Origin of the sequence: Desulfoglaeba alkanexedens ALDC (assembly GCF_005377625.1) — a bacterium.
GTDB lineage: Bacteria > Desulfobacterota > Syntrophobacteria > Syntrophobacterales > DSM-9756 > Desulfoglaeba > Desulfoglaeba alkanexedens.
In genome coordinates, this window is record NZ_CP040098.1 from 2,628,134 (window position 1) to 2,649,124 (window position 20,991).

General features: G+C 57.9%; 17 protein-coding genes and 1 CRISPR repeat array. Of the genes, 16 read left to right on the forward strand and 1 reads right to left on the reverse strand.

What is annotated here, in order from left to right; all coding sequences use genetic code 11:
* The first annotated feature begins 16 nt into the window (after nt 1-16).
* The 10 genes from FDQ92_RS11870 to istB all read left to right on the forward strand — a co-directional run bounded on the left by FDQ92_RS11870 (nt 17) and on the right by istB (nt 14,720).
* Nucleotides 17-2,026, forward strand: a complete 2,010-nt coding sequence (locus FDQ92_RS11870) for a hypothetical protein (protein WP_137425092.1) — start codon at nt 17-19, stop codon at nt 2,024-2,026.
* Nucleotides 2,027-2,052: 26 nt separating this feature from the next.
* A complete protein-coding gene (locus tag FDQ92_RS11875; RefSeq protein WP_137425093.1) occupies nt 2,053-2,964 on the forward strand; it encodes a hypothetical protein in 912 nt (303 codons plus the stop codon).
* A gap of 98 nt (nt 2,965-3,062) precedes the next feature.
* On the forward strand, nt 3,063-3,827 hold the full coding sequence (locus tag FDQ92_RS11880; protein ID WP_137425094.1) for a hypothetical protein: 765 nt from the start codon (nt 3,063-3,065) through the stop codon (nt 3,825-3,827).
* A gap of 17 nt (nt 3,828-3,844) precedes the next feature.
* Entirely contained in the window at nt 3,845-4,546 is a 702-nt protein-coding gene (locus FDQ92_RS11885) for a hypothetical protein (RefSeq protein WP_137425095.1), read from the forward strand.
* An 18-nt stretch (nt 4,547-4,564) separates the two neighbouring features.
* Entirely contained in the window at nt 4,565-6,397 is a 1,833-nt protein-coding gene (cas3, locus tag FDQ92_RS11890; RefSeq protein ID WP_137425096.1) for a CRISPR-associated helicase Cas3', read from the forward strand.
* A gap of 1 nt (nt 6,398) precedes the next feature.
* The gene (gene cas6, locus FDQ92_RS11895) at nt 6,399-7,244 is read left to right on the forward strand and encodes a CRISPR system precrRNA processing endoribonuclease RAMP protein Cas6 (RefSeq protein WP_137425097.1); all 846 of its coding nucleotides are present in this window, start codon (nt 6,399-6,401) and stop codon (nt 7,242-7,244) included.
* A gap of 16 nt (nt 7,245-7,260) precedes the next feature.
* Nucleotides 7,261-8,910, forward strand: a complete 1,650-nt coding sequence (gene cas4g/cas1g / locus FDQ92_RS11900; RefSeq protein WP_170180334.1) for a CRISPR-associated endonuclease Cas4g/Cas1g — start codon at nt 7,261-7,263, stop codon at nt 8,908-8,910.
* The gene (gene cas2 / locus FDQ92_RS11905) at nt 8,907-9,188 is read left to right on the forward strand and encodes a CRISPR-associated endonuclease Cas2 (protein ID WP_137425099.1); all 282 of its coding nucleotides are present in this window, start codon (nt 8,907-8,909) and stop codon (nt 9,186-9,188) included. The genes cas4g/cas1g and cas2 overlap by 4 nt, the downstream gene beginning before the upstream one ends.
* 302 nt (nt 9,189-9,490) lie before the next feature.
* Nucleotides 9,491-12,547: direct repeats of the CRISPR family, unit length 36 nt; unit sequence GTAATCAAAGACGAATTCCCTGGAAGGGATTGAAAC.
* A 164-nt stretch (nt 12,548-12,711) separates the two neighbouring features.
* Nucleotides 12,712-13,899, forward strand: a complete 1,188-nt coding sequence (istA, locus tag FDQ92_RS11910) for an IS21 family transposase (protein WP_137425100.1) — start codon at nt 12,712-12,714, stop codon at nt 13,897-13,899.
* Nucleotides 13,890-14,720 carry an IS21-like element helper ATPase IstB gene (gene istB / locus FDQ92_RS11915; RefSeq protein WP_137425101.1) on the forward strand — a complete coding sequence of 277 codons (831 nt, stop codon included), beginning with the start codon at nt 13,890-13,892 and terminating at the stop codon, nt 14,718-14,720. The genes istA and istB overlap by 10 nt, the downstream gene beginning before the upstream one ends.
* 137 nt (nt 14,721-14,857) lie before the next feature.
* Here the strand turns inward: istB and FDQ92_RS11920 are convergent, their stop codons facing one another.
* Complete coding sequence (locus FDQ92_RS11920; protein ID WP_211341264.1) at nt 14,858-15,616, reverse strand: hypothetical protein; 759 nt, start codon at nt 15,614-15,616, stop codon at nt 14,858-14,860.
* Between the two features lie 700 nt (nt 15,617-16,316).
* Between FDQ92_RS11920 and ndk the strand changes: the two genes are divergently transcribed.
* From ndk to tolA, 6 genes are all read left to right on the forward strand, one after another.
* A complete protein-coding gene (ndk, locus tag FDQ92_RS11925; RefSeq protein WP_137425102.1) occupies nt 16,317-16,733 on the forward strand; it encodes a nucleoside-diphosphate kinase in 417 nt (138 codons plus the stop codon).
* A gap of 241 nt (nt 16,734-16,974) precedes the next feature.
* The gene (locus tag FDQ92_RS11930; RefSeq protein WP_170180335.1) at nt 16,975-17,958 is read left to right on the forward strand and encodes a lytic transglycosylase domain-containing protein; all 984 of its coding nucleotides are present in this window, start codon (nt 16,975-16,977) and stop codon (nt 17,956-17,958) included.
* A gap of 89 nt (nt 17,959-18,047) precedes the next feature.
* Complete coding sequence (locus FDQ92_RS11935) at nt 18,048-18,803, forward strand: SIR2 family NAD-dependent protein deacylase (protein WP_137425104.1); 756 nt, start codon at nt 18,048-18,050, stop codon at nt 18,801-18,803.
* Between the two features lie 11 nt (nt 18,804-18,814).
* Entirely contained in the window at nt 18,815-19,624 is an 810-nt protein-coding gene (tolQ, locus tag FDQ92_RS11940; protein WP_137425105.1) for a protein TolQ, read from the forward strand.
* A gap of 39 nt (nt 19,625-19,663) precedes the next feature.
* Nucleotides 19,664-20,113 (forward strand): protein TolR, encoded by a 450-nt coding sequence (gene tolR, locus FDQ92_RS11945; RefSeq protein ID WP_137425106.1) that lies wholly within the window; start codon nt 19,664-19,666, stop codon nt 20,111-20,113.
* Nucleotides 20,110-20,979, forward strand: coding sequence for a cell envelope integrity protein TolA (gene tolA, locus FDQ92_RS11950; RefSeq protein ID WP_137425107.1), 870 nt, complete (start codon nt 20,110-20,112; stop codon nt 20,977-20,979). The genes tolR and tolA overlap by 4 nt, the downstream gene beginning before the upstream one ends.
* The last annotated feature ends 12 nt before the right edge of the window (nt 20,980-20,991 follow it).

Consider the following 20,991-nt stretch of genomic DNA (forward strand, 5'->3'; position numbering starts at 1 on the left):
GCATCAGGAGTATTTCATGGATCTATTTCCTCCATCGTGTTTCTGCTTGCTGGACGAAACGGAATGGGAGGCTCTGGTCGATTCCTCCAGCCGCGATTCGTACCAGCCGCACCTCAGCCGTTTCCTGCGCGCCACCGGGCAGAGCCGCCTGCTCCGCCGAATGGCTCTCAGCGCGTCTGCAAAGCCCTTTGCCTTCCCCCATGTGGAAATAGATGGCCATGGATGGATCGTCGATAAGGCGGGAACGTGCCGCGGCCGACTCGTGAGGCTTTCCCTTCCCGCCCGTTCTTACGAACCCCAACTGGCTCTAAGCTATGACTGGTTTTGGAGCGAATGGTGCTCGTTTCTCTGCAGTGCTACTTGCTGGGCCCAAATACGGCATGGGGAAGTGGATCTGGTCTTGAGCCGCCGCCATGAAGCGTGGGATCGCATCGAAGAGCAAGGAATAACCCGTTGGCTCAAAGAGCGGTGGGAGCAGTGCTGGCAACACCTGGGATCGCGGGCCCATCTGGAGCAGTCGCTCGCCCTCTACTTGGAGCACAAGACCCTTTTCAAGAAGCAGGCGAGTCCATGGGGCGTCAAGGACATCCCCGTCTTTTCCCGAGATCTCGCCGAGTTCTTGGTCGAATACTACAAGAACGGTCCGCACCGGCTGAAGCTTTTCAAGAAGGTGACCCTCCCCGCCAAAACTCATGAGCTGGAAGAATTGCTCGACCGGGGGACCTTCACCTCCATCCCTTTTCCTTTTAACGAAACAGAGCATACCGCGGTTCCGCCCGGGGACTGCTTTCTCGGTCGTTCCAATCCCGTAGCCTGCCACAGCTGCGGGCGTGCGATAGCTCGCAGAGAGTCCTATCCGCGGCTTGCCCTTTTCCTCAAAGACGCCGACGAGCGTCCCCAGTCCGGCAAACACAAAGACGAAAAACCGCTCTTTTGCCCGCTATGCGTCGCCATGGTCCTTGTCTGCCCGGTCAAGCTGACCCCGGAAACCTTGACGGTCCGATTTCTATCCTCCGACGAGGACTCCACGGTCGGTACAACGGCAACCGAGGAACTGCGTAAGTACGTAGCCCAGAGCCTTCACGTTCATGCCGGGAACTTTGTGAGCCTGCATGTGCCCGAACGAGCCGACGGCAAATTCCTGGCCGCCTTGTGGGGGGCGCAGGCCTACAGCCTGTGGAAGATGGCTGTGACCTTTCCTCCGGAACTCTTTCAACGGGGATTCGGCGTGGAAGTCTTCCCCGGGGAGGAACAGTTCCGGCTTCCCCGGTGGCTGCTATGGTTCACCTCGGCGCTCGCCCACTGGCACCATGGGTTCGAATACCGATGCTACGCTGTGAACGAACTGCGTGTCCCCTTCGCCCAGTTCCTGCGCCTGGCGGCGCGGGGGAAGGTCTTTCACGCTTTCTACACCCTGATGGCGGGCGGCGTGATCCAGGAAGACAGTCGTTCGTGGCGCTGGATCGCACTGCAGGACATCTGGGCTCAATTGGAAACCCTGATGCAAGAGGAGGATGTGATGCCGCTTCCGGACTACCCCACTATCGTGGGCTTCGCCGGGTTGCTCCTGCCCCTGGCCGAACGCGTCGAATACCGGAAACGGAGCAACCCCAAGGAGGCCAAACGCGCCATCGGGAAGCTCCTGGAGGAGGTGGACCGGCCCATCCAGTACGCCTACACGGCGGCGCGCGAAGCAGGAGACAGTACGTTCATCTTCTGCCGCCGCGCGCAGAACCGTACGTTCTACGACAAGGCGGTGGAACTTCTGGATCGGGCCGGAGAGGATGTGGAAAGCCTGAGGCGCGAAGGCCGGCGGATTGTGGAAGAACGGGAGGCCTTCGCCTGGGCTCGAGATGCCGAGGAGCAGATCTTCATCGGCCCGGACCAGGTGGTTCGGGTGACCTGTTATCTCGTCAGCGAAGGCGAGGCGCCTCCCTACGCGGCCGAAGCGGACTGGCGCGCCTTCGCCTACCAAGTCAAACTCGCTCTGTGGAGCATGTTTCCGCATTACCTCGGAACTGAATGAGCTACGGGAACAGGAAGGGAGATATCATGGCCAAAGCGGCTGAAAACGATGGAAAGAACGCCAAGACCCTCAGCGGACTGCCGGAATCTCAGGAACCCCGGCGCCATTACGACATTTATGCCATCCTGGAGGCGCCTCAGGAGCTCTATTTCGGCGACGAGAAGGAAGTGAACGTGAATATTGTGGAGAAGGTCCGGGTGACGACCGCCCGGGGTGCGGTGGAAAAATGCACCATCGCCCCGTCCAAGCGCCGCGGTGTGGAACGCCGCTGCCTGCTGTGGAGCGATGCCGGCGGCAGGCTGCTCATGGACAAGCTCCAGTGCGGCATTCCCAACACGTGTTGCCGCGACGACTGTCCGGTGTGTGCCATATTCGGCGGCCTTATCGCCGGCGAAAAGACCTTCATCGGGCGCTTGACCCACGGCGGGGGCGTGGCCGTGGCCCCGGAAATCGCTCTGGAAAAACAGCGGGCCATGCATCCGGCCCTGATAACCAAGGAAAAAGACAATACGCCCATGCCTTACCGCAAAGAGTATGCGCAGCCCGGGCTGCTTTATCCGATCAGCAACCATCTGCTTTCGGTGACCGAAAAGGAATTCGGCGCTGCGGCCTATGCGTTCCTGTTGAGCCTGCACCGGCTGGGAGCCGGAAATCCGAAGGGACTGGGCTTCGCGCGCGCCGCCTGGAACGGCCATTCCGAGGCTGTCGAACCGCTGCTGGTGGTGGACAGCTACCGGGTGCCGCTCGGCGAACGGCCCTTGGTCAGTCCGTCGATCACCGACAACCAGGAAGCCGTGAACCGGTTCGTCCGGCTGGCAGAAACGTACAAGCAAGACGCTCGCGACGCCTTCGAAAGGCGACTCGGCGCGCAGGCCCTGGCGTTTCTGCAATCTTGCGCATCGGAGTTCGAAAAGCGCGTACTTCGCGCGGACAGCTGAGGGGATTCCCGATGAAGTCCATCTGGATTTGCTCTTTAAAGCTGCAGCCTGCGGGGCCGCTCACTTTTCGCCGGATGCCCTCGGGGAGCCTGCCCATCATGACTTACCCGTTCGTACCGCCCACTACCCTGAACGGATATCTAGTGCGGCTTTTGAAAATCGCTGAAGGGGCCCGGAGCGGGGGTCACGATGCCGACTGGCCGGGCTACGGCGAAGATTGGTTCGCCAAGGGCAAGGATGGAAAGCCCGCCCCGGGCCAAGCTTACATACTCACTTTGAGTCCCGAATACCGCCCCTTAGGCGCATTTCCCCCGCCCGGTGGGTGGTCCATCCACAAGACCCGGCGACAAGGACCGAAGAATTTCGCCCATGTTGAATTTTCCCAGATTATCCGCAGCAAGGGAAAGATTCGCCAGGATTTCCAGCTGCATCACTGGGAATATCTGCTCTGCGATGAGCTTACGGGCTGGGTGGCGGCGTCGGAACCAGCCCCACTGGAACGCCTCCGAAGTCTTGTCAACTACGGTGGCAAGGTGGGCAAGGAGGGCTTCCTGGTGGTGAAGGCGGTGGACAAACCGCAGGAAGCTCCGCGCCGTTCGGGCACCTTCGAGCCGGTGGGGCTCGTGCCGGCGTCGGTTCGGCCCGCCGGTGGAACTTTCTTTCACCTCTACGGGCACCGGTGGAGTGCGGACTATTTGTGGATAAATGGCGAGCGTGGTGGTGTGACAGGCTACGTTCCCATCGGTGTCTGGTGGGAAACGGGAACCCTGCAGGGACAACATTGGAGTCTCGGCGACGGGTGTGGCATTCCGCTGGAAGCCCCTGACCTATTCCTTCAGGGCGATCGAGAGGTCTTTTCGTGATTGGGAGGAAGACCTTTATGGCGGCATGGGGACGCATCTTTTTCATCTACAGCAAGCAGGGCGCCACGGAGGGGCTTCAGGCGGTCTACGGCCAACCCCTGGAAAACCACGTGGAAAATTGCGTATCGCTTTTTACTCATCTTCAAGGCGAGCTGCTCTCCACGGATACCCGGGACAAGCTCGAAACCGCCGTCCGCCTGCACGACCATGGAAAACGGGAGACCTTCCGGCTCTTCAAGGATTCGGAAACAAAGCGCTGGAGTTATAGCTTCGCGGGGCACAGGTTCCGAGTGCCCCACAAGGATCCCTATGTGGCGGCGCTCATCCGCAGCCATCACGAGTTTTCCGTGGATCGGATCCAGCGCGAGCGGGCTCTGTTGAGAGGGGCGGAACGGGATCGGTTTGCCGACGACCTGTATCTCTTGTGCATGGTGGACCAACTGGAAGCGGAACTGGCGGTCAAGGAAGTGGAGGGAGCAAAGGATGTGGCGCGTACCTTTATGGAATTCGTCACTCGGCGTGATGAGCGTGACGGTTCCTACCGGGTGGTGCCCTGGCCGTTCACGGGGGACCGTTTGAGCCTGGAGTTGCATCTGCACCCCCTACCCCTAGAAGTTTTCAACAGCTTATCGAAAGAAGAGGCCGTCACCCGGCATATCCGCAACATGGAGTCCGGTACGGCCGAGACCCGACATATCATGCTCACGGCAGACAATTGATAAGGAAGGAATCCTGACATGCCTCCTTGCATGGACATGGAGCGTTTCTATCGGCAGGTGGCCGGATTCCCGCCCAACCCGTTGCAGCGCGCTGCGTGGGAAGCGTTCTGGAAGACGGAACACCCGGCGATGTTGATCCGCGCGGGAACTGGATCGGGAAAAACCGAGGCTGCCCTACTACCGCCCCTGGCGGCTGGGCGTCGCGTTCTGTTCGTGCTTCCTTTCAAGGCACTGCTTGAGGATCTGAGCATCCGCTTGGCGCGCATCGGCTGCCGGTTTTCCAAGGCATTCGAACGCCCGCTTGCCCTCACGCTGGACATGGGCGGAAGTTGTCGCCGCATCCGATGCGTAGACGGCACCTATAACGAGCTCACGAGCCATCGGCACCTCTTTGCTGACGACCTCATCGTCACCACCCTGGACAAGTTTCTTTTTCGGTTGTTCGGCTACGGGGAACCCGTCAAATCCTACATCTTTTGTCACCGGGTGTTCGGATCCGCCCTGGGCAAGCATCCTTTCCTTATCTTCGACGAAGCCCATGACTACGACGGGCTTGCCTTTTCCAACTTTTCCCGGCTGCTTCGAACCCTCTATGAAAAGGGTAAGGATGTGTGCGTGATGAGCGCCACTCTTCCGCGCGAAACGGCTTCGTTCCTGGATCCCGTGGACGCGATGGAAGGAGACCTGGCGACGGAACAGAAACGCTTCGAAACGAACGTGCTCGGGCGCACCTCCCAGCAGCTGCATCTGGTGCGCCGCTCGGCGCCCAACACGGCGCGGGGCGAACGAGCGGCGTTTCTGGATGCTATGGTCGAGGAGATAAAGCGGCGCATTGGACCCGACCGGCGTCTCATCGTTCGCACGGAATGGATCGGCGACCTACTCGATCTCCGAGAGCGACTCGAAGATCACGACCCTCTCGTCTACCATGGGCGGCTCACCATGGCACGGCGCCGCAAGGTGATCGCGCGGTTGCAGCAATGCCAGGAGAAGGACGCAGGGTTCCTGCTGCTGGCCACGTCGGCCGTGGAAGCGGGCTGCGACCTGGATGCCCACACCATCGTGACCGAGCTGTGCAATCCGGACTCGCTGGTGCAACTCGCCGGACGTTGCAACCGGCGCGGTTGCATGGAAGACGCAGAACTGGTCGTCGTCGGAAACGGCGTGAAGCCGCAGCTACGAACCTTGCCACAAGATCGTCATGAGGATTACCTGAACGCTCTGGAGGCCATGGGGGCGACTTTCGACGCCGCCGCCCTTCGCCCTTTCTTCCATTCACCCAAGGGAGACTGGATGGGGGAGATTCTTTTCGACATGCTATGGGACTACGTCTACGACGGGGACCTCAGTTGCAAGCCGCTCTGGGACCGGGGCATATTGGTCACTCGCAGCTGGGAACCGTCGGTGACCCTGTGTACAGGGTTGAATCCGGAGGAACTGCCGGAAAATCCCGTGCAGGTGTCTTTGTCGCGGTTGGCCTCTCGTGTCGCCCCGAACGAGATGGAAGACCGCCCGGCCCATGAAATCTTTTCCGTGGAAAAGGACGGCATGTGGCATGCCGATCTCTACCGCGTTTATTTCGGCCGGGAGGGCCATGACGTTCGGCGGCGCACCTATTCCTTGCAAGGGCGCGTCGGCGCCTACTGGACGACGCTTCTTTGCGTCATCAAGGAACCGTTCCGCGACCGCTACTTCGATTCTTGCTTGGGCTACACCCGGTTGCCCACGGTTTTGCGCCGGGCTTGGAAGGTCGGCTTTGAGCGTACCCTGGTTGTGAAGCCTGGGATCAAAAAAGACGGCCGGGTGGACCTCAATAAATGGGAAGCCCTGCTCTGGTACCTAGAGAGATGATATGCCCGTAGCCGCCGTCTTTCGGTTGAAGTGCCTTCGCGCCGCCAAGCCTCCGCGCGCCTTTCGCGCCCTTTTTCACCCGGTGTTTCTGGAGCGCATGCGCCGAACAGACGACCGCCTCGGCCGCATCCTCCACGATGCCGGGCGCAACGCGCCCTATTCTCTTTCTCCCGTGTGGGGGACGGTGGACCGCAACGGGCGCCTGCTTGAGAATGGCACCTACCGGGTGCGCCTCGGCCTGCTGGAAGACGCTCTGGAAGATGCCTTACACCTGTCTCTGGAACGGGGCGTCTGGCGGGAGCCCATCGATCTGGGAGGCGTTCCCTTCGTGCTTGAGGATCTGCTTCTAGGGGAATCGTCGGAAGGCGGCGGCTGCGGGCGGGCCCGGTACGAGGACCTCTGGACGGCCGCGGAAGATGCCGCGGCGGCCGTGGGCCGGAAGGGAAGCCTCAAGGTCCGCGTCCGATTCCTGAGCCCCATGGCTTTCAAGCGCGGCGACCTGCATTATCCGCTGCCCGATGTCAGCCTGGTGACAAGACACTTGACCGAGCGCTGGAACGCCGCGTGTCCTCACGCTGTACCCGACCCTGTGGGCGCGGCGGAGATTTCCATCGCGCGGTTGAAGCTCGAGACCAGCCGCTATGCCTTAAGAAACGGAGGCACCGTCATCGGCGCCTTCGGATCGGTCACCTATGTGGCTCAAGGGGCTCGGGAGAGCCTCACGGCGCTGCACGCGCTGCTTCACTTCGCAGCCTTTTCCGGCATCGGGGTCAAAACCACGCAGGGCATGGGCCAATGCGCCGTCAGTGACACCCAAGATAGAAGGCCCGTTCCCGGGACGGCATGATCCCGATGAGGGCGTCATGATGCTCATTCCTATCTCCTATCTCAACGCCTACGTCTATTGCCCGCGAAGGTTTTACCTGGAATGTGTGCGCGGCATGTACGAGGACAATGTCTACACTCTGGAAGGTCGCGAGATGCACCGCCGCGTGGACGATCCCGGCAAGCAGGCGGTGCCCTTGCGCAAAGAGGACCGCATCCATCGGCGCTCCGTATGGTGGAGCTCGGAGCGGCTCGGCGTCACCGGACGCTTGGATCTGCTGGAAGAAGACGGGACAGGCTGCCTATACCCGGTGGAATACAAGAAGGGCAAGGCCCCCAAGGGGCGGGATCCTTGGCTTAACGACCAAATCCAACTTTGCGCCCAGGCGCTCCTCATGGCGGAAAACGGACTGCCGCTTCCGCCCGCCGGCTACCTTTATTTCGTCGGTTCGAGAAAGCGAGTGGAAGTCCGCATCACGGAGGAGCTGTGCGCCCAGACCCGGGAAGTGATCGCCGCCTGCCGGGCCCTGCTGGATGAGGACACGCTGCCGCCTGCCGTGGATAACCGAAACCGATGTTTCGGGTGCTCGTTGCTCCCTCTTTGCCTACCGGAGGAAGAAGAGGTGCTCGCGGGGCACAAGACGAACGCCAGGCGCATCCTGGCTCAACGGCTGGACCAGCAGTCGGTCTACGTGGATCGGCTGGGAGCCCGGGTAAGCCTAAGCCAAGGGATGCTTCAGGTTTGGGCGCCGGGAGAGGAAAGGCTCGGTGAGGCATCCCTGGAGCAGCTCCAGGAGCTCGTGCTCATAGGGCCCGTGCAGGTGACCACTCAAGTCCTTCACGAATGTTGTCGCCGGGAGATTCCTGTCCACTACCTCACCTTGTACGGCCGCTACCTGGGTACTACAGCGCCGGCGTTCAGTCGCCACAGCCTGCTGCGCCGCGCGCAGTGGCAGAGGCACTTCGATCCCGAGCGCAGCAACGAGATCGCGAGAGATATCGTGATGAGTAAACTCACGAGCGCCCGGACGCTGGCTATGCGGTACCTGCGCGACGAGCGAAGCGAAGAGGACGTGCAGGCCTTCCGGCAGATAAAGGATCTGATCCGGCGCTGCCGGGACTGCAGCGATACCGAGGGCCTGCGCGGCCTGGAAGGCATGGGAACGCGCCATTATTTCCAATGTTTTCCGCGCTTCATCAAGCCTAGGCTGCGAGAGACCTTCCAGTTCCAGGGGCGGGTGCGCCGCCCACCCGATAACGCCGTCAACGCGCTACTCAGTTTCGGCTATGCGATTCTCGCCAAAGACTGCATGGGAGCCGCGGCCCGGGTGGGCTTCGATCCCTATTGCGGCTTTTACCACGTGATGAAGTACGGGCGCCCGGCTCTTGCCCTGGACATCATGGAATATTTTCGCCAGCCCATCGTCGATTCCGCCGTGCTCGGTGCCATCAACAACGGGGTTTTCACGCTCCGGGATTTCATGGCCTACCAGGGGACATGCTATCTCAGCGAAAAGGGCCGCAAGAAGTTCCTCGCTCAATACGAGATGCGCAAGAAAGACCATGTAAGCCATCCGGTGTTCGGCTATCGACTCAGTTACGAGCGGATGATCGAACTGCAGCTCCGCATTCTAGGCAAATATCTGCTGGGCGACCTGGACAAATACGTGGGGTTTCATATCCGATGAAGCGCAACTATCTGGTTGGCTACGATATCAGTGACCCAAAGCGGCTACAGAAGGTGGCCAAAGTGATGAAGGAATACGGCAGCCGCGTGCAGTACAGCTTCTTTCATTGCAGCCTTTCAACAGCCCAAAAGAAACGCATGATGGACCGAATCCGCACCTTCATCCGCGAAGATGAAGACCAGGTGCTGATCCTACCGGTCACGGAAACCCAACTGAAAGAGATGGAGTTCATCGGGCTGAAGAGCCGTCTCGATATGGAGGGGGTTCTTATCTTCTAAGCTCCCGCGTCGCTTCGCCATGCGGCGCTCTTCCAGTGGCCGCAAAATACCCCGAAAACCGATCAGCGGTGAGTTGCGCGCAAGAGGTGCAAGCGTGCTTTCGGGACTCAAGGGCGCGAGAGGTGATGCGGAAGCAAAAGGCCGGGGACCGCTCGCGATCAAAAACCACCACAAATTTTAAGAACATAGCACCCGATGAGACGTTACACAGCAAACTGCGGAGGGCTATTCGGGGTCCTTTTCGGAACTCCTCGCAATTCTTCTTGCAGTTCGCTGATATTATTTGCTAACCTACAGGCGTGGTAATCAAAGACGAATTCCCTGGAAGGGATTGAAACTACTGCAAGTCGATTGAATCTTTCAAATCATCCAGCGTGTAATCAAAGACGAATTCCCTGGAAGGGATTGAAACCGACAAGCCCTCTTTGCTGCTGACCTGTGGGGATACTTGTAATCAAAGACGAATTCCCTGGAAGGGATTGAAACCGCAAAATATTCGACTGCGCGGACAGCCTAAGCTCGGCGTAATCAAAGACGAATTCCCTGGAAGGGATTGAAACTCTTGGTTAGTCGTACCATGTCGTGCGTCCTTGTTTTCGAGTAATCAAAGACGAATTCCCTGGAAGGGATTGAAACATCGGTCTCGGTTCCGGCACCAGCCAAAGCAATGACGCGTAATCAAAGACGAATTCCCTGGAAGGGATTGAAACTCGGCGCCACGCCATTTTTTCTCGGGGCCGTAAGGGCGTAATCAAAGACGAATTCCCTGGAAGGGATTGAAACACGTTTACAAGCGCTGAATATCCCCAGTTATCCTTCGGTAATCAAAGACGAATTCCCTGGAAGGGATTGAAACATCAAACAACCAAATATTGAATCCAGTTGGGTGCATTAGTAATCAAAGACGAATTCCCTGGAAGGGATTGAAACCAGCTAACACGGAGATGTGGGACTGGTGTCCAGATGTCGTAATCAAAGACGAATTCCCTGGAAGGGATTGAAACGGAACATGAGAACAAGATTCCGCCGGTTTTTCGTGGTAATCAAAGACGAATTCCCTGGAAGGGATTGAAACGTTTGGACAAAGATGACAACTGCGGCGAAGACGGGATCGTAATCAAAGACGAATTCCCTGGAAGGGATTGAAACAGGCCACCTCGACCACCATATTCGAATCTGCTGATGGGTAATCAAAGACGAATTCCCTGGAAGGGATTGAAACAACCACCTTGACGGCCTCGAGCCTGCCCAACTCCTGTAATCAAAGACGAATTCCCTGGAAGGGATTGAAACTTCTGAGGGCCAAAAGCCAAAGTCGGAACCATCCCCGGTAATCAAAGACGAATTCCCTGGAAGGGATTGAAACAGATTCTGCCATTGATCCCATTCGCAAATTGTTGGTGTAATCAAAGACGAATTCCCTGGAAGGGATTGAAACATGATATCCGACGGGTGCCGGCGTCGGATATCGGCATGGTAATCAAAGACGAATTCCCTGGAAGGGATTGAAACGATTCCGCGGGTACCAGGCAGTACTTCGTTCCGGCCGGGTAATCAAAGACGAATTCCCTGGAAGGGATTGAAACGGCGTGAAACGGATGATCCAATCCAGGTAGTCCGATGGGGTAATCAAAGACGAATTCCCTGGAAGGGATTGAAACTTGGCTGCGTCCAATTCCAGCCCGGCTTTGTAGATTTGGTAATCAAAGACGAATTCCCTGGAAGGGATTGAAACTTAGAGATGGAGGGGTTGGGGTTGTTGCATAAGTTCGGGTAATCAAAGACGAATTCCCTGGAAGGGATTGAAACTATTTTTAATCATCTCGGCCCAGCTGTTCTCTATCGAGGTGTAATCAAAGACGAATTCCCTGGAAGGGATTGAAACCGAGTAGTTCCTTGGCCCGCTTCTCGTCGACGCGGAGTAATCAAAGACGAATTCCCTGGAAGGGATTGAAACATTTACAGGATTTCCCCATCATGGATAGTTTGCCCGAGTAATCAAAGACGAATTCCCTGGAAGGGATTGAAACATTTACAGGATTTCCCCATCATGGATAGTTTGCCCGAGTAATCAAAGACGAATTCCCTGGAAGGGATTGAAACATTTCACACTCCGTCCTTCTACTTCGAGCAGATGCGCAAAGTAATCAAAGACGAATTCCCTGGAAGGGATTGAAACGTTGAATAGCCCCGGCGATCTCGCAGAGTAGTACCGTCGTAATCAAAGACGAATTCCCTGGAAGGGATTGAAACACTTCGAGCCTGTGGCATAGTACCGATATTATAGATATGTAATCAAAGACGAATTCCCTGGAAGGGATTGAAACCGTCCTGACTCCATCGTCCCATTGTGTGTGGTCCAATCGTAATCAAAGACGAATTCCCTGGAAGGGATTGAAACAGAGTGTAACCCTCCTCCAATTTGCCTGCATATCCGGGTAATCAAAGACGAATTCCCTGGAAGGGATTGAAACATGTGTGCGGTAGACGGTCCCAAACCGGAGTTCCCTGACGTAATCAAAGACGAATTCCCTGGAAGGGATTGAAACCCCATGAATCGCTTAAACCCACAAAAGCCATTTTATGTAATCAAAGACGAATTCCCTGGAAGGGATTGAAACCCTGCCGGCGATCAATCTTGTGGCCAAGGGATTGACGGGTAATCAAAGACGAATTCCCTGGAAGGGATTGAAACATCTGCAAAGTTAAGCGTGAGGGTGGACGGCACTTTTGGTAATCAAAGACGAATTCCCTGGAAGGGATTGAAACGGCTATTCTAGCCCGGGAGTTATGCGAAACAGTTAGGTAATCAAAGACGAATTCCCTGGAAGGGATTGAAACATGGTTATCTGGTACCCCAAGGGACCACGGCTGCATCACGTAATCAAAGACGAATTCCCTGGAAGGGATTGAAACTGGATGATGTCTGAGTCGGCCTCAGGAATGCTGATAGAGTAATCAAAGACGAATTCCCTGGAAGGGATTGAAACATGGTTATCTGGTACCCCAAGGGACCACGGCTGCATCACGTAATCAAAGACGAATTCCCTGGAAGGGATTGAAACTGTATGGGGCCCCCATTCTTACCAGTTACCTCTTGGGTAATCAAAGACGAATTCCCTGGAAGGGATTGAAACATAAGTGTTACCCCTCTTAGCCGCGTGCCACTTCCATTGGTAATCAAAGACGAATTCCCTGGAAGGGATTGAAACCCTGTTGGAGCCGCCTGAGCGCCCCCGTGTATTCATCGTAATCAAAGACGAATTCCCTGGAAGGGATTGAAACATTGACCGTGTGGAACTTTCGTGGGCCGCCGTGCCGGAGTAATCAAAGACGAATTCCCTGGAAGGGATTGAAACGCGATTACAGCCGCTCTGTTCCGGCGCCTTATGGGTGTAATCAAAGACGAATTCCCTGTGTCACCATCGGAATAAAATGTCTGGTAAACGCCGGAATAAAATGTCCTCCCAGATGAGCGAAGGGTTATTCCTCCAGCAAGACCCAAGAGAGCCGGAGGTGACCCATGCTCAAAAAGGAGGACTGCATGGAGATCAGAGCACAAGTTGAAAAGGGTGTCTACAAGAAGGACATCGCAGAAAGCCTGGGAGTGCATCCAAAAACCATAAGCCGTGCTCTTAGTCGAGGAGGAGTACCCTCGGGGAAAAGACCCGGTGCAAGGGTGAGCAAACTTGATCCCTTCAAACCCTTGATCGACCAGCTCCTGAGAGATGGAGTCTGGAATGCTATGGTGATCTTGCGTGAGATCGAACAGCGAGGCTACACGGGCGGGACCACCATCCTTCGGGAGTACATCAGCCCCAGAAGGCCCATGAGGCAAAGCCGGGCAACGGTACGGTTTGAAACAGATCCGGGAGTTCAGATGCAAAATGATTGGGGAGAGCTCACAACCGAAGTGGCTGAAATCCCACAGAAGGTCTACTTCAGTGTGAATACCCTCGGATTTTCCCGGCGTCTCTTCTTCTGGTGTGCCCCCAGGAATGATGCCGAGCACACCTACGAAGGGATCATCAGAGCCTTCGAGTACTTTGGAGGAGTAGTAATAGAGGTGCTCGTGGATAACCAGAAAGCAACGGTTATTGTCCACAGGATCGGGGAGAGTGTTCGCTTTAACGAACGATTTATAGATCTTGCCGGCCACTATGGCTTCACCCCCAGAGCCTGTCGCCCGAGAAGAGCAAGGACCAAGGGAAAAGATGAGCGGATGGTGGGCTATATCAAGCACAACTTCTTTGTGCGTTACCGCAAGTTCGAGAGCTTCGCCCAGATGAACGCTCTCGCTGAGAAGTGGCTCAGAGAGGAAACCGATCAGAGGTTGCACGGAACAGTCAAGGAAATCGTAGCCGAACGATTCTCCCGTGAGGCTCCTCATCTTCGTCCCCTTCCTGCCCTGCGGTATGACACCTCTTATCTCGAGCACCGGTGTGTCCACTGGGATGGCTTCATCGATGTTTTGGGCAATAGATACAGTGTGCCCTCTCAGCTGTGTGGACAAACGGTCCGAGTGAGGATCGGGTTGGATGGAACCTTGAGAGTCTACGCCGAAGAGACCCTGGTGGCCGAACACACCCTTCGCAGTGCAGCCGAGGGATGGGGAAGCGTTGCAGCCCATCATGCCCAATTGTGGCAGGAGGCATTGCAGGTTGAGCGAAGGGATCTGTCGATCTACGAGGAGGCGAGCCGATGGAGCTAGCAGGCCTCCTTGAGAAGATGAAGATGGAGCACCTTCTCTCGCAGATCGATTCAGTCTGTGAGCAGGCATCAAAGAGGGATCTCTCCTATAAAGACTTCCTTGCGGAAGCCCTTCAGGCCGAATGGCGGGGCAGACACGGAAAGGCCGTTGAGGCCAGACTCAAGATGGCCCGATTCCCCTGGGTGAAAACTCTTGAGCAATTTGACTTCTCGTTTCAGCCAAGCATCGATCGCAAGGTGATCCGTGAACTCTCGGGACTCTCCTTCGTCGATAGGGCAGAGAATGTGATCCTCCTTGGCCCTCCGGGGGTGGGAAAGACACATCTTTCCATTTCGCTGGGAGTAAAAGCCGTAGAGGCCGGATACCGAGTCCTCTTCCTTACTCTCGAGTCGATGCTTACTCGGCTCACTCGAGCCCGGATGGAGAACCGGGTGGAGAGGCAACTCCAACAGTTTGTCTACCCAAGAGTGCTCATCATCGATGAGATGGGATACCTCCCGATGAGCCGAGATGAAGCAGGGCTTTTCTTCAGGCTTCTTACCAGAAGATACGAGAAGGCCTCTTTGATCATCACCTCCAACAAGAGCTTTGTTGACTGGGGGGAGATCTTCAATGATCAGGTGCTGGCCACAGCCATACTCGATAGGCTCCTTCACCACTGCACCACCCTCAACATCAAAGGGGATAGTTTCAGGCTCAAAGAAAAGAGAAAGGCAGGGCTTGTCGGAGCCGGTCCAGCAATTCCCGGAGCGGATGGTCTCTGGGCGAAAAGCGGGCGTGAAAGGAGAGTCTTCGAGTGTTCAGCGGGCCGTTTGGGGTGATCGAGGGTCCGAACGTCCCGTTGAGGGATGCCACCCGGAGCGTGAGGGGCTCAGATGCCCGGTTTGAAGGCGCACCTCCGCGTCGGTTTTTCGGGTGAAAGGCTCAGGTTCTGCATGGGGTAATTCCTTTCTCCGCCCTACGAGGTGTTATAGGCGATGATCGGGGTCAGCCTTTTGTATCCGTAAAGAAGGGCCTCGTAGAGCATCCGGATGGACTCCAGGCGGAAGTCCCAGAACATGGCCCGGATCCTCTCCCAGAGGTCCCGTTTGGTTTGGAGCTTTCGCCATACGGCCTGAAACAGCGGGCAACACAGTTGGAGGCTCTGGTCCACGCAGAAGGCCAACATCATGAGGGTGACGAAGACGGCGCTAAGGTGTTTTCGGCCCAGGCCGTAGTTGTGTTCGAGGTGGTAGCCCTGGTTTTTCAAGGTGTTGAAGGTTTCGTTTTCGATGCGCCGGCGTGCCCGGCCGATCCGCATCAAGGTAACGGCGTTTTCCCGGCGGATGAGGATGTCCGTGACCCAGGAAAACCGGACAAGCCCCTTGGGGGTCACCTGCCAGTATTCGAGGAGGTTCACTCGTAGGTCGGGATGGGACTTGTTGAGGGGAAGGTCGTTCACGAAGCGGAAGTAATGGAGGGTTTCGGGGTTGTCTTCCGCTGCGTGCCAGAACTCCACAGCCCGGCCCTCCGCGATGGCCTCGTCGGCCTTTTTGAAAAGGAAGGCGTGATCGCCGGGTTTAACCCCAAGCACGAAGCGGCAGTCGAAGCGCTTGAGGGTTTCAATGTGGGGAGCGTTGGGACTGAGGGCATCTTCGGTCACGATGAGCTTGATATGGGGGTGGTCGGTTCTCAGGTTTCGGATCTTGGAGGAATGAGCGTCTTTTCTGGGCTTCATAGCAAAATAGCCTACCAGAGACGCGGGCGGCTGTTCAGCATGAAACAGCAAAATAGTCGAAAAAATTCACCTCCGAAACCGCCTTCGGAGCCCGAAATGACCCCCCGGGCTCGCGAAAACCAAATCCTTCAATGCCCGGTTTTCAAGGCTTTACAGGGGTTCCGGGAATTGCTGATGGGAATCGAAGCTCGAGCTTCTGCACAGTTGTGTTCCCAAGCTGGAGCTTGGGAACAAGGTAGATGGTGGAGATTGGGAACAAGGTGGCAACCCCTCAGCCCTGGGCCCGCCCGTAGTATGACGTTCCTGGATTTCCGGCGGCCCCGTTTATGTCTCCCGGGTTCCCTCATTCGCCGGCGATGCCTCCGCCCTCAGGGGGCGGGATCTTTTGCAGCAATCCCCTCGGTTGCGACGGGCGCGATCCGGAACGCCTTGAAACGCGTGTCGTATCTTTAGCGGATGCGCTGCGTTCGGCTTCGCCTCACGGCGTGCGTCCTCCGCAACGATTCCCGACTTCGCGATGGACGACCGGTCCTGCAGGGGTACGCAGAGCCCGCGGCGGCGGGACGGCACTGCGGCGATCCGGAGCCGGGTCGGCCTTTTTTCGGCCTTGACATTTCCGGGGGTAGACCGCATGTGAGGAGAACTGCGGCATTGGAGGCTGCGCGGAGTGCATCCTGTTACGAGACTTCGGAGGTGGAACATGGAGCGGACGCTGTCGATCATCAAGCCGGACGGAGTGCGGCAAGGCGTGATCGGGGAGGTCATCAGGCGGTTCGAGTCGGCGGGAATCAGGATCGCCGCCATGAAGATGTTGCAGCTCACCCAGGCCGAGGCGGAAGGCTTCTACGCAGTGCATCGCGAGCGGCCGTTTTTTGAAAGCCTCACCCGGTTCATGTCTTCCGGGCCCATCGTGGTTATGGTGCTTGAAGGCGACGGCGTGATCGCCAGGAACAGGGAGATCATGGGCGCCACGAACCCGAAGGATGCCGCTCCCGGAACGATTCGTAAGGATTTTGCGTCCAGCGTGGAGCAGAACGTCGTTCATGGATCCGATGCTCCGGAGACCGCGAGGACGGAAATCGCTTACTTTTTCAGTGAAATGGAGATCTGCGCGTGAACTTCCCGGCCGGCTGCCGCTTTGGCCCGGGGGTTTCATGGAGGCTGCGGCTTCCCGGGGAAACAGCCCTGGAGAGTTTACAAAGGATTGGACGACGGCGATGAACGGCGCGTTTCAGAGACTGATGGTTGTAGGCTTTGCGGTCTTATGCCTTGGATCGGGCCCGGTTGCTTGCGCTTCGGAAAATCGGACGGCCCAAGCGCAGGCTCCTTCCGAACCCTCCGCTCCCGCCGAGCCGGCTGTGTGGGTCCCCTTCATTCCCACCCCGACCGAAATGGACCTGTGCGGTGAAGCGGTTCCACTGGGAGATGAAGAGGTCTGGGAACGGTTTGATCGTGAATTTACTATCGTGGTTTATTCTCACGCGCAGGTCTACCTTTGGCTCAAGCGGGCGGAGCGCTTCTTCCCCTGGTTCGAAGATGAACTGGAGCGCCGCGGGCTGCCTCGGGACCTCAAATACGTGGCCGTCGCCGAAAGCGATCTCCAGCATACCGCGGCGTCCCCCATGGGGGCCGTGGGGATTTGGCAGTTCATCCCCGCTACGGGGAACCGCTACGGGCTCAACGCCAAAGGTGTTATCGACGAACGCTACGACTTCGAAAAGGCCACCGGCAGCGCCCTCAACTACCTGAAGGACCTCCACGACATGTTCGGAAACTGGGCGCTTGCCATCGCGGCTTACAACTGCGGGGAAGGCCGCGTAAGGCAGGAACTGGCCCAACAGAAAGTCCGCGACTATTACAGTCTGAAGCTGCCTCTGGAGACGGAACGATACGTTTTCCGAATACTGGCCATCAAGGCGGTTTTGAGCGATCCCGCCCGCTATGGGTATGCTCTGCCGGCGGGAGCCGGGTACAAGATGCCCGATGTGGAAACGGTGTCCGTCCGGTTTCCGGCTACCGTTCCCATCCAGGCCGTGGCCGATCTCGCGGGAATCACCTATCGTGAGTTCAAACGCCTCAACCCCTCGTTTCGTTCCAGCGATATCCCTTCGGGCACCTACCTGCTGAGGTTCCCGAAGGGCCGCGGGGACCGGGTTGCGGAGGGAGCGGAGGCGCTGGCCGAACGGTTCAAGCCTCGGGCCGTTGTCCACACCGTCCGCAGCGGTGACACGCTGAGCGGGATCGCCCGCCGCTATGGGGTTACCACTGACGAGATCAAGCGGTGGAACGGCCTGAGGAGCAACATCATCCGGACCGGCCAGCGGTTGCAGATACAGCGCTGATCCAGAGAAAAGTCCTTGACAATGTTTTCGGCGCCGCCATAGGATGATTGAACGTTAACGCATTAGAAATTCAACAAAATTGGGAACACATGGATTGCCTGAAAGAAGTTGCTGAACGGCTTTCCCGCAGTCGAAACGCCGTCGCGTTGACGGGAGCGGGGATTTCGGTGGAAAGTGGAATCCCCGATTTCCGAAGCCCCGGTGGGCTGTGGTCCCGCTACGATCCCCTGGAATACGGCCACATCGCATCGTTCAGGCGCAATCCTGGAAAAGTCTGGCGGATGATTCTGGAGATGTACCGGCTGGTGGACGCCGCCCGCCCCAATCCCGCCCACCACGCACTGGCGCAGCTGGAGAAACGGGGGATCCTCAAGGCGGTGGTCACTCAGAACGTGGACAGCTTGCACCAGATGGCGGGAAGCGAAAGAGTGATCGAGTTTCACGGCCACGGGCGGACTCTTCGGTGCGAAACGTGCGGAGCGCGCTATCCGCGGGAAAGGGCATCCTTCGATGTCATGCCCCCGGAATGCGGCTGCGGCGGAGTACTCCGGCCCGACTTCGTTTTCTTCGGCGAGGGGATCCCTCCCAAGGCGCATCACGAGGCGGTGGCGGTGACGGAGCGCGCTGACGTCTTCTTGGTGATCGGGACATCCGCCGCCGTGGCACCGGCATCATATCTTCCCATGCTGGCCAAAAGTTCCGGGGCCTACCTGGTGGAAATCAATCCCGAACCGACGGATCTTACCTGTCGCTTGACCGATTGCCATATCGCCGAGAGGGCCGGAGTAGCGCTCCCGGCCGTCCTCGAAGCGATGGGAATATACGCGGAATCCCGAACCTTATAGGACGAGAACACATGTTGTGGTTGCACCTTTTCAAATCGACTCTTCAAACGGCGACCGCCGTGGCCGCTCCCTACGAACGGATTGGAAACGGCGTCGGTGACATGATCTGGCACGCCGGTCCCGTGGTGAAGTTCGTGATGTTGCTCCTGTTCGCCATGTCCCTTGCGTGCTGGTGCGTGATCTTCATGAAGCTGCGCTACCTTCAAAAGGTCCGCAGGGAAACCGACCGATTTCTCGACCTTTACGAACAGCGAAAGAACTTCTCGGCTGTTTACCGTGAAACCCAGACCATGGAGTACAGCCCTATGGCGCAGATTTTCCGCCGTGGATACATGGAATGGATGCGGTCCGCCAAGATGCTGGGGAGCCAGAACGTGGCGGAGGGGCCGCTCGCCGGCGGTGTTCTCTTCGAGTCCGTGGAACGGGCCGTGGACGGCGTGCTGCTCGAGGAACGTCAGCGGATGGAACGATTTGTACCTTTCCTTGCGACCACGGGAAGTTCCGCGCCCTTCATCGGGCTGTTCGGAACGGTGTGGGGCATCATGACCAGTTTCCAGGATATCGGGCTGAAGGGAGCTGCAAACCTGGCCGTGGTGGCGCCCGGCATCTCGGAAGCCCTTGTCGCCACGGCCATGGGGCTCGTCGCGGCCATCCCGGCGGTTATCGCGTACAATCACTTCGTGAACCGGTTTCGAGTCCTGGAAAACGAAATGCAGCACTTCGCTTCCGATTTCCTCAACCTCATGAAACGCGAATGGTACCGCCGTGCCGCACCCGCCCGTGCGGAAGGGGAAACGGCGCGCGCGGTGCATGAAAATTGACCCGCCGTCGGGCTTCGATGTTTTTGAAAGTGCACGGTCATGCAGAAACCGAACGATAACCGGGCGATGCTTTCCGAGATCAACGTCACGCCTTTCGTGGACGTGATGCTGGTGCTGCTCATCATCTTCATGGTCACCGCACCCATGATGATGCAGGGGCTGGATGTGAATCTGCCGCAGGTTGAGGCTCCCGCCATCCCTGCAGAGGAAGAAAGGCTGGTGGTGTCCATCGACGGCGAACGCAAGGTGTTCATCAACGAATACGCGGTGGATCTGGAGTCTCTAGGCCCCAAACTGGCCGCCATCTACCAGAACCGGGGCGACCGGCAGGGGGTCTTTCTTCGTGCGGACGCCTCCGTTCCTTATGGTTTCGTCATGGAAGTGATGGGGAGAATCCGCGAGGCGGGCATCGACCAGATCGGCATGGTGACGGCTCCTGTGACGGAAAGAGGCCCGGCTGAAGCGAAAGCTGAAAGGTCCGGCGGATGATATTTGCGGGGGTGATGGGAAAAAATTATCCGAAGGACGACCTGCTGCTGGGGCTCGCCGGATCCATCGCCGCACATGCCATCCTGCTCTTTGCCGCCCTTCTTCTGCCTTCCCTGGTCCAGAGCCGGCCGGTGAGGCTCTCCTACACAACGGTGAAGTTGGTGGATCCCGGGGATCTGGCGCCTGGGCGGGAGGGGGCTCAGAAGGCGGGTCCGGCAGTCCGGTCCAGGGAAACCGCCAAGAAGACGGCGAGGCGCATCGCACCGCCTCCGATCGTTCCGGTCAGGCGGCTCCGCATGCAAGAGCCGCTTCCCGAGACAGGTCTTCGAAAGATCGAACCGCAGGAGGTCCCCGACGTCCCGAAGGCGGAAGGTCCACCGGTGGAAAAAACGGTGGAGCAGCTGATGCCTCAGGTATCTCGCGAACCTGCTAGCAAAACGGCGGCGGCCGCCGGGCCTTCCAGGGACGAAGACAAGTCGGCGTTGGAACGAAGCGGCGGGTTGGGAGAGCGTGCCGCCGACGGGGGCCTTTCTGGGCCGCCGGGTGCGGATGCGTCAGAGAGCGATGCCATCGGGCTGGCGAGACGCCTCTACTACGCCGAAGTCTGGAACGCCATCCGCCGACAGTGGGCTTTGCCCAAGACTCTGGTGAATGCCAAGGATCTGGAGGCGGTCCTTGTCATCGTGGTGCGTCGTGACGGCCGGATCTTGGACATCCAGTTCGAAAAGCGTTCAGGAAACAGCTTGTTCGACGATTCCGTGGTGCGCGCTGTTCAGAAGGCGAATCCGTTGCCGCGGTTTCCCGACATCTACAGTCCACCCCGCGAAGAGATCGGGGTCCGCTTTCGGCCCCAAGATATCCTGTGATCTGAAGGGCGC

What these genes read in the sequence shown, in the direction of transcription:
- FDQ92_RS11885 (WP_137425095.1), top strand. Translation starts at nt 3,845, where the DNA reads ATGGCGGCATGGGGACGCATCTTTTTCATCTACAGCAAGCAGGGCGCC.
- tolQ (WP_137425105.1), top strand. Translation starts at nt 18,815, where the DNA reads ATGTTGTGGTTGCACCTTTTCAAATCGACTCTTCAAACGGCGACCGCC.
- ndk (WP_137425102.1), top strand. Translation starts at nt 16,317, where the DNA reads ATGGAGCGGACGCTGTCGATCATCAAGCCGGACGGAGTGCGGCAAGGC.
- FDQ92_RS11880 (WP_137425094.1), top strand. Translation starts at nt 3,063, where the DNA reads ATGACTTACCCGTTCGTACCGCCCACTACCCTGAACGGATATCTAGTG.
- FDQ92_RS11875 (WP_137425093.1), top strand. Translation starts at nt 2,053, where the DNA reads ATGGCCAAAGCGGCTGAAAACGATGGAAAGAACGCCAAGACCCTCAGC.
- FDQ92_RS11920 (WP_211341264.1), bottom strand. Translation starts at nt 15,616, where the DNA reads ATGAAGCCCAGAAAAGACGCTCATTCCTCCAAGATCCGAAACCTGAGA.
- tolR (WP_137425106.1), top strand. Translation starts at nt 19,664, where the DNA reads ATGCAGAAACCGAACGATAACCGGGCGATGCTTTCCGAGATCAACGTC.
- cas6 (WP_137425097.1), top strand. Translation starts at nt 6,399, where the DNA reads ATGCCCGTAGCCGCCGTCTTTCGGTTGAAGTGCCTTCGCGCCGCCAAG.
- FDQ92_RS11935 (WP_137425104.1), top strand. Translation starts at nt 18,048, where the DNA reads ATGGATTGCCTGAAAGAAGTTGCTGAACGGCTTTCCCGCAGTCGAAAC.
- cas4g/cas1g (WP_170180334.1), top strand. Translation starts at nt 7,261, where the DNA reads ATGATGCTCATTCCTATCTCCTATCTCAACGCCTACGTCTATTGCCCG.
- istA (WP_137425100.1), top strand. Translation starts at nt 12,712, where the DNA reads ATGCTCAAAAAGGAGGACTGCATGGAGATCAGAGCACAAGTTGAAAAG.
- FDQ92_RS11870 (WP_137425092.1), top strand. Translation starts at nt 17, where the DNA reads ATGGATCTATTTCCTCCATCGTGTTTCTGCTTGCTGGACGAAACGGAA.
- istB (WP_137425101.1), top strand. Translation starts at nt 13,890, where the DNA reads ATGGAGCTAGCAGGCCTCCTTGAGAAGATGAAGATGGAGCACCTTCTC.
- cas2 (WP_137425099.1), top strand. Translation starts at nt 8,907, where the DNA reads ATGAAGCGCAACTATCTGGTTGGCTACGATATCAGTGACCCAAAGCGG.
- tolA (WP_137425107.1), top strand. Translation starts at nt 20,110, where the DNA reads ATGATATTTGCGGGGGTGATGGGAAAAAATTATCCGAAGGACGACCTG.
- cas3 (WP_137425096.1), top strand. Translation starts at nt 4,565, where the DNA reads ATGCCTCCTTGCATGGACATGGAGCGTTTCTATCGGCAGGTGGCCGGA.